General features: G+C 59.0%; 10 protein-coding genes. 5 read left to right on the top strand and 5 right to left on the bottom strand.

The features are described from left to right. The first annotated feature begins 151 nt into the window (after positions 1 to 151). The 5 genes from VNM72_07145 (at position 152) to VNM72_07125 (ending at position 7,386) form a co-directional block, all read left to right on the top strand. Complete coding sequence (locus tag VNM72_07145) at positions 152 to 1,669, top strand: hypothetical protein (protein ID HXF05176.1); 1,518 nt, start codon at positions 152 to 154, stop codon at positions 1,667 to 1,669. After that, positions 1,638 to 2,576, top strand: coding sequence for a tRNA pseudouridine(55) synthase TruB (gene truB / locus VNM72_07140; GenBank protein ID HXF05175.1), 939 nt, complete (start codon positions 1,638 to 1,640; stop codon positions 2,574 to 2,576). Before VNM72_07145 ends, truB begins: the two co-directional genes overlap by 32 nt. A 198-nt stretch (positions 2,577 to 2,774) precedes the next feature. After that, entirely contained in the window at positions 2,775 to 4,715 is a 1,941-nt protein-coding gene (locus VNM72_07135) for a protein prkA (GenBank protein ID HXF05174.1), read from the top strand. A gap of 92 nt (positions 4,716 to 4,807) precedes the next feature. Further along, the gene (gene yhbH, locus VNM72_07130; protein HXF05173.1) at positions 4,808 to 5,968 is read left to right on the top strand and encodes a sporulation protein YhbH; all 1,161 of its coding nucleotides are present in this window, start codon (positions 4,808 to 4,810) and stop codon (positions 5,966 to 5,968) included. Next, positions 5,965 to 7,386, top strand: coding sequence for a SpoVR family protein (locus tag VNM72_07125; GenBank protein HXF05172.1), 1,422 nt, complete (start codon positions 5,965 to 5,967; stop codon positions 7,384 to 7,386). The genes yhbH and VNM72_07125 overlap by 4 nt, the downstream gene beginning before the upstream one ends. A gap of 490 nt (positions 7,387 to 7,876) precedes the next feature. On the opposite strand, the gene VNM72_07120 is transcribed toward VNM72_07125, so the two are convergent. From VNM72_07120 to ndk, 5 genes are all read right to left on the bottom strand, one after another. Further along, positions 7,877 to 8,317, bottom strand: a complete 441-nt coding sequence (locus VNM72_07120) for a helix-turn-helix domain-containing protein (GenBank protein ID HXF05171.1) — start codon at positions 8,315 to 8,317, stop codon at positions 7,877 to 7,879. A gap of 371 nt (positions 8,318 to 8,688) precedes the next feature. Then, complete coding sequence (locus VNM72_07115; GenBank protein ID HXF05170.1) at positions 8,689 to 9,978, bottom strand: homoserine dehydrogenase; 1,290 nt, start codon at positions 9,976 to 9,978, stop codon at positions 8,689 to 8,691. Positions 9,979 to 10,203: 225 nt separating this feature from the next. After that, positions 10,204 to 11,322, bottom strand: a complete 1,119-nt coding sequence (locus VNM72_07110; protein ID HXF05169.1) for a D-glycerate dehydrogenase — start codon at positions 11,320 to 11,322, stop codon at positions 10,204 to 10,206. Between the two features lie 111 nt (positions 11,323 to 11,433). Then, positions 11,434 to 11,676 carry a DUF2905 domain-containing protein gene (locus VNM72_07105; protein ID HXF05168.1) on the bottom strand — a complete coding sequence of 81 codons (243 nt, stop codon included), beginning with the start codon at positions 11,674 to 11,676 and terminating at the stop codon, positions 11,434 to 11,436. Positions 11,677 to 11,681: 5 nt separating this feature from the next. Beyond that, complete coding sequence (ndk, locus tag VNM72_07100; GenBank protein HXF05167.1) at positions 11,682 to 12,101, bottom strand: nucleoside-diphosphate kinase; 420 nt, start codon at positions 12,099 to 12,101, stop codon at positions 11,682 to 11,684. Positions 12,102 to 12,145: the final 44 nt, after the last annotated feature.

Genomic DNA, 12,145 nt, shown 5'->3' with positions numbered 1-12,145 from the left:
GGAAACCGTCGCCGAGTCTCACCCCGCCGTCGTCGGCGAATCCTGATGCGAGGGATGTTTCGGTCACGCGCGAAGGTTGCTTCCTGAGGCGGTCGCGCTCGCTTCCCATCTTCGGAACGGACTCGGGCTTTCCCTCTGTGGGACCTCGATCATGGACGATCTCTCACGAGCAAAGTATGAGATTGAGGCGTTCCTCACCACCGGCGAAAAGTGGCGCTGTCGGCGCGATGGAGTGCTCGTCGGGGATGTGGCGACGACGAATCTGGCCCTCAGCATCGAGTTCGGGAAACTGATCTTCAGCCTCTGGGGAGACGATTTTTCCGAGTGCTGGAAGGTCGTGGAGTATGAGATCGGCGTCGAGCGCTTGAGGCTGCATCTGCGGCGTGCTCTGGATCGCGCGGAGACGATCCTGGAACTCTGCCCGCCGACGAGCGAGGAAGAACCGAGCGAGACATCCCGTGAGCGCCGGCGCACCTATGAGGCGACCATCTCTCAGAGGGTGGCGGAAGCCTTCACCGCCCGGATCGAACGGGCGGTCACCGAGCAGGACGCCCATCGCCATCTGTCCGGCATCTACACGCGCATGGTCCTTCGTCGGGGGGTCGAACGCATTGCCGCTATTGCCGTGAATCCCCATGAGCCACAGAGGCACATTGACGGCATGCTGACGGCGGGTCTCGTCTGGTGGGAATGCCTCCGGCAGCAGAGTCGCACCGAATCGGCGATGCCGCTTTTTTTGTTCGTGCCTCAGGGGCGGAGCCGAACGATCGCGCGTCGGTTGACGATGGTGCGGCCACCGGCGCCGTTGCACCTTTATGAGGTCGAGCCCCGGTCGGCGGAGATAATACCGGTTCGGCCGTTTGATCAAGGGGAGCTTTTTGATCCCATCGCCGAGCGACTGCCCCACGCCGCTTCTGCGCTACGTCCTCACGCCGAGCGCGATCGGCTTCTTGCGCTCGCTCCCCATCTGCTGCGCCTCTATCGTCGGCCGGGCAGCGCTGTGGAATCGGTGCGTCTTCGAGGGCTGGAAGTCGCCCGCATCTCGGGCCGTCGGATCACCTTCGGCGTCGGTGGGAGAAAGCGCCCTCTCGGCCAGGACTGGACGGAGATCGAGGCCTTCATCGCTGAAGTGGCGCGCATTCGCCAGCCGGAGAGCGACGACAAGTTTCATCCGTTTTATCGCCTGCAGGCCGAACGCTGGCTCGAGGAGATGATTCGTGACGATGTTCGGCGGCTCGATCCCCGACTCGACGCGCGCTTCCTCTATCCGCAGATTCCCGCTCACCGGGATGACGAGTACGGAATGGTGGATCTGCTCGGCATCACCGAGGAGGGACAGCTCGCCATCATCGAGTTGAAGGTGGATGAGGACAGCGAGCTGCCGATGCAGGGTCTCGATTACTGGTTGAAAGTCGAATGGCATCGGCGGCGAGGCGATTTTCATCGGCGCGGATATTTCCCCGGACGAGACATCGCCGACCGACCGGCGCTGGTGCTTCTCGTCGCGCCGGTCTTCCGGTTTCATCCGACGTTCGATCTGGTGGCGCGCTGGATTGACGCGAGCGTTCCCGTCTATAAAATTGGGATTGCCGAAGGGTGGAGACGAGGAGTGACGGTCGTCTATCGAGAGCGGGCCAATGGAGTGGCAGGGCATTATCGTCGTGGATAAACCGCGCGGGCTCACCTCCCACGATGTGGTGGATCGCATTCGGCGGGTGCTCGGCTGTCGGCGCGTCGGTCATACCGGCACGCTCGATCCCGAGGCCACCGGCGTGCTCGTCATTTGTTTGGGGAAGGCAACGCGGCTGCAGCGATTTCTCGCCGCTCACGATAAAGAGTACATCGCGCGCATTCGACTGGGATTCGCCACCGATACATATGACGCGACGGGAAAACCGACGACCCCCCTCGTCACATCTAAGCAAGTGTCCGTCGAGGAGATCGAGAAAATGATCGAAACGTTTCGCGGCACGATCCAGCAGATTCCGCCGATGTTCTCGGCCAAGAAGCGAGAGGGACGACGGCTCTACAAGCTGGCGCGGCGCGGCGAAACGATCCCGCGGCACCCCATCACGGTGACGATCCGGGAGATCGAAATCCTTCCCACCGACGGCTCTCGCCTGGTCGTCAATCCCGATGGGACAACGGAGGTCACGCTGCGGGTGAAATGCTCGGCGGGCACTTATGTTCGTGCGCTGGCGCATGAGCTGGGGGAGAAGCTCGGCTGCGGCGGTCACCTCGTCGCGTTGCGCCGAACGGCGGTCGGTCCCTTTCGTCTGGACGACGCCCTCCCTCTGGACGTCCTCGAACAGAAAGCGGTGGATGGGACGATCGCCGGGTGGATTCGTCCTCTGAGTCGCGCGCTCCCCCAGATGCCCGCAGTCACGGTCACCGACCCGCAGAAACGGCGGATCGTTCACGGCCAGCCCCTGACCCTCACGGAAGGACGAGAAACACCCTCCGGTTCGACGTATGTTCGTCTCGTTGATCAGGCCGATCGGTTGATCGCTATCGGAGAGATCGTTCCTGAGGAAAGACTCATTCGACCGCGCGTCGTTGTGGACAGCGCCGATTGATTCTCGCCGCCGGTTTCTGTATACTACTGACCGTCTCTGTTCGCGGCCGCAGCGAAAACGATCAGAGCGACGGCCGCGAACAGCATCGCGCCGATCTTTTTGATTCAACCTTTCCACAACCTGATCTTTATCACGGCCCGAGTCTTTTTTATCGGGCCTATCCGCTCGGCGAGGAGCGGAAGGAGGCGAGGTAAAACCATGAGTATGGAGGAGAAGAACCGGAGTCTCGACATCGCACGGCTTCTGGAGCAACACCGACGCGAACGCGAAAAGCTCCGATGGGAGGGAAATTTCCGGGAGTATTTCGAGCTGGTCACGCAAAATCCCAAGCTGGCGCGGCTGGCTCACGCGCGCATCTCGGATATGATACTGGCGGCGGGCGTGGAGAAAATCAACGAGGGGCAGCCGAACGAGATCACCCGCTACAAGTTCTTCTCGAAGGAGTTGTTCGGCATTGACGAATCGCTGGAGAAGATCGTCGAATACTTCAAGTCGGCGGCTCAGCGACTGGAGGTGCGCAAGCGCATCCTGCTGTTGATGGGACCGGTCGGAGGCGGGAAATCCACCATCGTCACCCTGCTCAAACGCGGACTGGAACAGTACACCCGCACCGATGAGGGAGCCGTTTACGCCATCAAGGGCTGCCCCATGCACGAGGAACCGCTGCATCTGATCCCGCAGGATCTCCGCCCGGAGATCGAACGACACTACGGCATCTATATCGAGGGCGATCTCTGCCCGCGCTGTCAGTACAATCTCCAGCATGTCTACCACGGTCGGCACGAAGACGTCCTGGTCGAGCGCATCGTCTTCTCCGAGAAGGAACGCATCGGCATCGGGACCTTCTCTCCCTCCGATCCCAAGAGTCAGGACATCACCGAACTGACCGGCTCCGTTGACCTCTCGACCATCGGCGAAGTCGGCGTCGAATCGGATCCGCGCGCCTATCGCTTCGACGGCGAGTTGAATATCGCCAACCGGGGGTTGATGGAGTTCGTCGAGATGCTCAAGACCGATGAGAAGTTCCTCTACTCCCTGCTCACGCTCTCGCAGGAACAGTCCATCAAGACCGGACGGTTCGCCATGATCTACGCCGATGAAGTGATCATCTCCCACACCAACGAGAACGAATACAATGCCTTCGTGGCCAATAAGAAGAATGAGGCGCTGCAGGATCGCATCATCATGATCAAAGTTCCCTACAACCTGCGCGTCTCGGACGAGGAGAAGATTTACAAGAAGCTTCTCGACCAGAGCGAAGCTCCCCGGAATGTTCACATCGCTCCCTACACGCTGCGCGTGGCGGCGATGTTCGCCGTCCTCACCCGACTCCAGCCGTCCAAGAAGCAGAATATTGACCTCATCAAAAAGATGAAGCTCTACGACGGACAGGACGTGGATGATTTCAAGGCCAAGGATATTCGGGAACTGAGAGAGGAAGCCGAGCGCGAGGGAATGGACGGCATCTCGCCGCGGTACATCATCAATCGGCTGTCGAGCGCGATCGTGCGGGATGGCGTCACCTGCCTCACGCCGATTGACGCCTTGCGGGCGATCCGCGATGGGTTCGATCAACATACGGGCATCTCGGCGGAGGACAAGGAGAAATACCTCAACCTCGTGGCCATGGTGCGCAAGGAATACGACACCCTGGCCAAGAACGAGGTGCAACGGGCGTTCGTCTACTCCTTCGAGGAGATGGCCCGCACCTTGTGCGAAAAATACCTCGACAACGTCGAGGCCTACTGCAATAAGGAGAAGCTCAAGGATCCCATCACGGAAGAGGAAGTGGAGCCCGATGAGAAGCTCATGCGCTCGATCGAGGAGCAAATCGGCATCTCCGAGAATGCCAAGAACACCTTCCGACAGGAGATCCTCATTCGCATCTCCAGTTATGCCCGGAAGGGCAAAGCCTTCGACTACACCTCCCATGATCGGCTGCGTGAGGCGATTGAGAAGAAGATCTTCGCCGATCTCAAAGACGTGGTGAAAATCACGACGACCACCAAGACCGCCGATCCCGATCAACTGCGGCGGCTCAACGAGGTCATTGACCGGCTCATCCGCGAGCACGGATATTGCCACGTCTGCGCCAATGAACTCCTCAACTATGTGGGGTCGCTGCTGTCACGGGCGTGAGGGGCGCATGGTCTCCGGTGCGCGCCGTGACCTTCGGGTCTGTCGCGACGCCCCATCGGGGGCGCCGACAGACCGTTTCGTGAGGGGCGTCTATGTCGGTTCAGCGCAACGATTGGTCATTACAGCGCAAAGGGCATATCGATCAGGAGCGCCATAAGGAGCGCGTCCGCGAAGCCATCCGCAAAAATCTCGGCTCGATCATCGCCAACGAATCCATCATCCTCTCCGACGGAAAAAAGACCGTGCGAATTCCCATGCGCTCGCTCGAGGAGTACAAGTTCCGCTACGACTATCGAAAGAAAAAGCACGTCGGCCAGGGCGATGGGAATTCCCGGGTGGGCGACGTCATCGGACGGGAATCCGGCGCTCAGGGACCCGGCCGGGGCCCCGGCGCGGGCGATCAGCCGGGCATTGATTATTACGAGACCGAGATCGAGATTGATGAGATCGCTCAACTCGTCTTCGAGGACCTTCAGCTTCCCTATCTGCAAGAGAAGACCAAGCAGGCCGTTCAATCGCGCCAGATTCGCTTCAATGAAATCCGACGCACGGGCATCCTCCCCAATCTCGATAAACGCCGAACGATCCTGGAGAACATGAAACGCATGGCCAAGGAAACGGGCCGCCCCCAGATCGGCCCCTTCAAAAAGGAAGACCTTCGGTTCAAAAGCTGGGATGAACGGATCATCTACGAATCCAACGCCGTCGTGCTGGCCATGATGGATGTCTCCGGAAGCATGGGCGAGTTCAAAAAGTACATCGCCCGCTCCTTCTACTTCTGGATGGTGCGCTTTCTGCGAACCAAGTACGACAACGTCAAGATCGTCTTCATCAGCCATCATACCGAGGCGAAAGAAGTCACCGAAGAGCAATTCTTCACCCAGGGGGAATCGGGCGGCACGGTCGTCAGTTCCGCCTATCGCCTGGCGCTGGACATCATTCGCCAGCGGTTCCCTCCGGCGGAATGGAACATCTATCCTTTCCACTTCTCCGACGGAGACAACTACTACTCGGATAACGACGAAGCCGTGCGCCTGGCCGATGAGCTGATCTCCGTGTGCAATCTCTTCGGCTATGGCGAGATCGGCGAGGAAGAGTATTCCAGCTATCGCCGTCAGAGCGGCGCCTTGCTCTCGATCTTCAACGAGCGGTTGAAGAATAAAGATCGCTTCGTCGGCGTGCGCATCGAGAGTAAGGAGGACGTCTATCCCGCCTTGAAGGCCTTCTTCGGGCGTCGTGGGGAACAGGTATGAGCGATCCGGAGATCAGGGAACTGGAGAAAGCCATTGACCGGATCTGGGAGAAAGCCCTCGAACTGGGGCTCGATCCCTTCCCGGTGCACTTCGAGATTGTCCCGGCGACGGTGATGTACGAGATTGGTTCCTACGCTCTCCCGGGGCGCTACTCGCACTGGTCGTTTGGCAAGGCCTATTACAAGATGAAGATGCTGTACGATCTCGGCCTGTCGCGCATCTACGAGGTCGTCATCAATACCAATCCGGCTTATGCCTTCCTGCTCGAGGGGAACTCGCTCACCCAGAACAAGATGATCATCGCGCACGTTCTCGCTCATGTCGACTTCTTCAAGAACAACGTCTACTTCTCGCGCACAAACCGGCGCATGGTGGACGAGGTCTCCACGCACGCCGACCGCATCCGCGAGTATGAGTTCACCTACGGACGAAAGACCGTCGAAGAATTTCTCGACGCTGTCCTCTCGATCCAGGAGCATATTGACTTCGACTTCTTCATCCGTCGGAAGAAAGCGTCCTCCGAAGAGGAAGAAAAGCGCCCTCCGAAGCAAACGCCTGCTCCGGGAAAATACGACGACCTGCTGCGGCTGGGCGAACCCCCGGAGGCGACGCGCGAGGAGGAAGACGCCCGCCCCCGGCGCGAACCCCCGGAGCCGGAGAAAGACCTCGTCTACTACATCATGAAGAACTCACCCATCCTCCAGCCCTGGCAGCGCGACATCATGGCGATGATGCACGAGGAGATGGAATACTTCGTCCCGCAACTCCAAACCAAGGTAATGAATGAAGGCTGGGCCAGCTTTTTCCATTCCCGCATCATGCGCGAGCTGGACCTGACCGACCAGGAGTACCTGGATTTCGCCGAGCTTCACGCCGCCGTCGTGTCGCCCCGCAAAGGAAGCTTGAACCCCTACTACATCGGCTACAGGATCTTCGAGGACATCGAACGCCGCTGGAATAATCCCACCGAGGAAGAGCAGAAGAAATTCGGTCGCCTCCCTGGCACCGGTCGAGAAAAAATCTTCGAGGTGCGCGAGCTGGAAAACGACGTCTCCTTCATCCGCAACTACCTCACCAAAGAATTGGTGGAGGACCTCGACCTCTATCTCTACGAACTGAGGGATGAGGAGGAATGGGTCATCACTGATAAGAGCTGGGAGCGGGTGCGCGATCAGATCGTGGCCGATATGACCAACCTCGGATTCCCCTACATCGAGGTCTACGACGGCGACTATAACGGCAACCGCGAACTCTATCTCCGCCACCGCTACGAGGGGGTGGAACTCGATCTCGAATACGCTCAGAAGACGCTGGAATATGTCTACAAACTCTGGGGCCGTGATGTTCACCTGGAAACCGTTGTTGACGGCGAGACCTTCGTCATGCATTACGACGGCGAAGAACACTGGGAGGACTAACGCCCGTTGTCTTTAACCAAAGCCGGGATCGGATGAGAAGATTCTGTACAGCCCGTTTCCTCGCGCAGAGATGACATGTTGACAGATCAGTATCCCCCGCCTGCCAGGCAGGCAAGGCAGGCCACGCACAGGCGGTGGAGTAGCCGTGCCCCCCGGATAGCGGAGCACCCGCTATCGCCCCTTCCCCGACGTGGGCAGCAGACCAACGATGCCCGACGGGCGCTCTCCTCAGGCCGGATATGTCATGGTCCTTTCGAAGGAGTACGCTATCTGCCCCTATTTGGTACTCATTGGAGTTGAATTTTCACGCCACGTCGCTGGCGGAACCGGCCTTTTATGCAAGTGACGTCAGGAGTCTAAATAGTTGGTCCCTGACGGGGTGGGGATCCCCTCTACGCCCTGGGACAAATGCTTGGTTGAGCGGGGAGAACGTGAGGATAGACCTGAGTGGGTCTTGCCCATAAGACCCACTCAGGGGAGGAGATTCCGATCAGGCGCGAACGCTCGCTTTCTCCAGGACGCGGCGAATTACCTGACAACTGATGTCCGTCACCAGCTTCTCTTGAATGAGTCGTTCGCGCAATCGCTCGGCGGTCCAGCGGGGGAAGTCCAGGCCGAGATCCTTCGGTCGCATGAGGAGGAGATCGAGAATCCTCTGTTGTACCTGCTCGGAACAGCGGGAGACCGCTCCTTTTGGCTTCGAACTGAGCAATCCTTCAATCCCGCACTTGTTGAACTGTCGAATCCACATCCGCACCCGACTCTCGTGCCGTCCCAACCTCTTGGCGATTTCGGGGACAGCATAGCCATCGGCCGAAAGAAGAATCATCCGCGCCCGGAGATAGTGATCCTGCGAAGGGGGATGTTTAATCCACTCTTGGAGAGTGGCTCGTTCCTCAGGCGTTAGCTCTCGGACAAAAGTTGGTGCCATAGGCTTTAAATCTCCTTTCGTAAAATCTATGTAAAAATCATTCATCAAATTTTGCTTCATGATCAAATACACAGGCATAGTATAGTAAGCTTGATCTAAATGTCAAGAAAATTTCTTAAAACAAAATGAAGCTCATCGTTATGAACTGTATCGCTATCCTCTCAAAAGGAGAGCCTTGAACGCCTTCAAAAAATTCGTGGCATAGAGAGAACTTACTCCTGTGGCTCTGGCGGGGGGGCGTGCTGAGAGGCAACACATCTTTCCCCCGGCATAAGCTCGATGACGATAAGGCTTAATTTTTCAGGTAGTTAGAGACTACCTCTCGGTCTCACCCGGGGATCCAGGCAGAAGACCACCTGAAGAGGGTACCTTCACTCGGAGAGAATGGGCAGAAGAAGTGGTGGGCTTGTATTGAAGTCAAGGGCAGACAATTCAGCGAAGGCACGCTCCATGGTAGTGAAAGGTGTCGGTTCGACCGTCACCACGAAGGGGAGATGTGTTCGGTCCTGCCAGGGTTCCTGGACGACGGCGTCGAGGCTGATCTGCCAGGAGGCGAGGATGGTGGCGACGGCGGCAATGATTCCCGGTCGGTCGCTCACGGTCAAGCGGATGTAAAAAGGGTAGCTTTCGTCGGCTTCACGAGCTTCAGCCACGGGCAGAAGCAGCGGCGGATGGAAGAGTCCTTTGTTTTGCTTCCAGAGGGCGGCGTTGACAATATCGGCAACGACTGAGACCGCGGTGGGATTGCCTCCGGCCCCAAGGCCGCTGAAAAGGATCGAGCCGAGTCGGGCGCCGGTGACCTCAACGGCGTTCAGCGCACCGGAAACAGCAGCCAGCGTCAATCGCTTGTGAACGAGGAAAGGGGAAACGCGCACGGCGAGCTGCGCGTCGCACCGCTCAGCGACGCCGAGGAGTTTAATGGCGCAATCGAGCCGCTGCGCATAGAGGAAGTCCACCGGAGTCAGACTGGTAATGCCAGTGGTGGGGATTTGTTCCGGTGTGAGGGGGCGACCGAAGGCCAGGGCGCACAGCAAGGCCAGTTTATCGGCTGTATCTCGACCCGACACATCGAGCGTGGGATCGGCTTCGGCGTATCCCCGTCGCTGCGCCTCGGCCAGCACCTCATCGTACCGGCGTCCGCTCGCAGCCATCTCGCTGAGGATGAAATTGCACGTGCCGTTGAGGATTCCTCGCACCCGGACGATGTGGTCGGCGCACAGCGAGTGGCGGAGCGCGCGGATGATGGGGATGCCTCCGGCGACGGCTGCCTCAAATCCGAGATAGGCGCGGTGTTCGGCAGCCAGCGTGAGGTAGCGGTGAATGGCTTGGGCCAGCAGGAACTTGTTGGCCGTCACCACGGCCTTACCCTCTCGGAGGGCGGTCGTGATGATGTACTCAGCGGGCTCGATGCCACCAATCAGTTCCACCACGATATCAACCGGGTGACGGAGGAACTCGTCCAGCGAATCGGTCAGTCGTATTTCAGGCGGGAGCCAGCCGGTTTCCTTCCGCCAATAGCTACGGTCAAAGATGACCGTGAGGCGCAGGGGCACGCCGGTTTCCTGTTGAAGGCGCTGGGCATCCTCCTGGAGCAGCCGGGCGACGGCTGTTCCCACCGTACCCAGACCGGCCAGTGCGATGCGAATTTCCGACAAAATCATTGCTTCGGTCCTCCAGGAAAGTGATCCCCGCGGGTGAAACATTCCCGCGGATGGGGTGGTATCCGTGGGCACTTTTCATTCGCGGGCGGTGAGACCGGATCTGGCCCCGCGTGGTGCGCGATAGCGCATGAAATCACCACCGATGAACGCCGCCCTCTGACCACTTCCGATGGTACGCAGCGCCGTTGCCGAACTCGATAATAGAGCGACAATAGAGTGACTCCGCTAAGACCGGAAGGCCTCCTTGTTGACCACGAAGGGCATTTTCGTCAGATCGCCGCCGTAGTTCCCTTCGAGGACATCAATGACGGCCTGGACGGTTCGCCCAGCCATGCCTTTGTTGGGATCGGGAGACAGGCGGGTGATTTTTCCTCCGCTGGCAAAATGGTGATAGAGGCGCAGGCGATCGGCCAGTTCCGGATCTCGCAGCGGCGAATCAGGCGGTAACGGTTCCTTCTCATAGACGTCGAGAGCCGCTCCGGCGATCACGCGATTCTTCAAGGCCCAGTACAGAGCGTTCTCATCAACAACGGGACCGCGCGAGGTGTTGATGAGATAAGCCGTCGGCTTCATCTTCCTGAAGGAGTCCTCGTTCATGAGGTGGTAGGTGGGCGTATCGCTCTCTCCCGGGCGCAGCAGGGGAACGTGCAGGCTCACGTAATCGCCGCCGCGGAGGGCGTCGTCGAAGCTCACGTAGGCGATGGTCCGTCGCTCCTCGCTGAATCCCACCTCGTAGCGAAGATCGAGTTCGCGCTGAACATGGGCGATGAAGGCGTGATCCTGAAAGACCGGATCGTAACAGAGGATATTCATGTCCATGCCCACGCACTTTTTGATGAAGGCTTTACCGATGCGTCCGGTCCCGATGACCGAGACGGTTTTGCCCGTCACTTCATCGCCGAGGAAAGGGAGGTAGGGGTGCCAGGCTCCCCAGCGGTTCTCCCGAACCAGTTGTTCGCTCGACCAGAGCTTGCGGGACAGGCAGCCAAGGATGAAGAAGGCGAACTCCGCCGTCGCTTCATTGAGGACGTCAGGCGTATGGGTGAAGGGGATCTTGAACTCATTGGCGGCGGCCCGATCAATGTTATCGAAACCCACGGCATCCTGTGCGACCACTTTGAGCGTGCCCTGGCCGGCGGCGAACACCTCGCGGTCAATACGGTCGCGCAGCGTGGTGATGAGAGCATCAATGCCGGATTTCACTTTCTCGATGATAAGCTCTTTGGGCGGCGGATCAGGAGAGGGATAGACTTCCACGTCATATCCCCGGGCGCGCAATCGGTCGAGCGCCTCCTGACCAATATCACAGGTAGCAAAGATGCGAAACCGTTTTTCCCCGCTCATGGTTCCTCCTCAGTGTGATGGGGGGCAGAGTCGTTGGTGGAATTTGAGATCTCAAGATTTCACCTCCGCCTCCCCGATGGCGAATGATCCCCGTTCACCGACAAGGTCACTTCACCGACGAAGATGCGAGATGAGCGACCAGAGAAGCGTCAGCAACACGCTCACAAGGAGCGAGGTCCCCAGCGGGATGTAGAGGTGAAAGTTCCCTCGCTCGATGCGAATGTCGCCGGGCAGGCGTCCGATGGGGAGCTGAGGGAAGCGCTCCAGCACGAGGATGAGAGCCCCCAGGGCGATAAATAGCCCTCCCAGCAGGAGGAAGAATTTTCCCACGCTGGCCCATCCTTCGGTTGGCATCGGCGTTATCCTATGGTTTCCAGGGCGTTGAAAAAGTACGCTGTCTCAAAGGCAGCCGTCTCCGGGGCATCGGAGCCATGCACGGCATTACGTTCAATTGTCGTGCCGAATTGTTTGCGAATCGTCCCCTCGGCGGCGCGAGCCGGGTCCGTTGCGCCCATCACGTCGCGCCAGCGGGCGATGGCCGATTCTCCTTCGAGCAGAAGGACGACGCACGGTCCGCTCGACATGAACGTCGTGAGACTCTCAAAGAACGGCTTATCCCGATGGACGGCGTAGAATCCTTCCGCCTGGGCCTTGGTCAGGCGCAGGAGCTTCATCCCGCGAATGCGAAATTTCTCCCGTTCGATTCGCCGGATGATGTCGCCGATATGACCGGCGGCCACGGCATCCGGCTTGATGATGGCCAGTGTCCGTTCAATCATGTCTCTCTCCCGTAGCCCGTTATTGCGAGGGTGGTCCCGATGGG

This window comes from Blastocatellia bacterium (assembly GCA_035573895.1).
Lineage (GTDB): Bacteria > Acidobacteriota > Blastocatellia > HR10 > HR10 > DATLZR01.
This window is presented reverse-complemented; position numbering and strand designations above follow the sequence as displayed.

Excerpts from the sequence above, each read along its gene's own strand:
- VNM72_07145 (HXF05176.1), top strand. The coding sequence starts at position 152 with ATGGACGATCTCTCACGAGCAAAGTATGAGATTGAGGCGTTCCTCACC.
- truB (HXF05175.1), top strand. The coding sequence starts at position 1,638 with ATGGAGTGGCAGGGCATTATCGTCGTGGATAAACCGCGCGGGCTCACC.
- VNM72_07135 (HXF05174.1), top strand. The coding sequence starts at position 2,775 with ATGAGTATGGAGGAGAAGAACCGGAGTCTCGACATCGCACGGCTTCTG.
- yhbH (HXF05173.1), top strand. The coding sequence starts at position 4,808 with ATGTCGGTTCAGCGCAACGATTGGTCATTACAGCGCAAAGGGCATATC.
- VNM72_07125 (HXF05172.1), top strand. The coding sequence starts at position 5,965 with ATGAGCGATCCGGAGATCAGGGAACTGGAGAAAGCCATTGACCGGATC.
- VNM72_07120 (HXF05171.1), bottom strand. The coding sequence starts at position 8,317 with ATGGCACCAACTTTTGTCCGAGAGCTAACGCCTGAGGAACGAGCCACT.
- VNM72_07115 (HXF05170.1), bottom strand. The coding sequence starts at position 9,978 with ATGATTTTGTCGGAAATTCGCATCGCACTGGCCGGTCTGGGTACGGTG.
- VNM72_07110 (HXF05169.1), bottom strand. The coding sequence starts at position 11,322 with ATGAGCGGGGAAAAACGGTTTCGCATCTTTGCTACCTGTGATATTGGT.
- VNM72_07105 (HXF05168.1), bottom strand. The coding sequence starts at position 11,676 with ATGCCAACCGAAGGATGGGCCAGCGTGGGAAAATTCTTCCTCCTGCTG.
- ndk (HXF05167.1), bottom strand. The coding sequence starts at position 12,101 with ATGATTGAACGGACACTGGCCATCATCAAGCCGGATGCCGTGGCCGCC.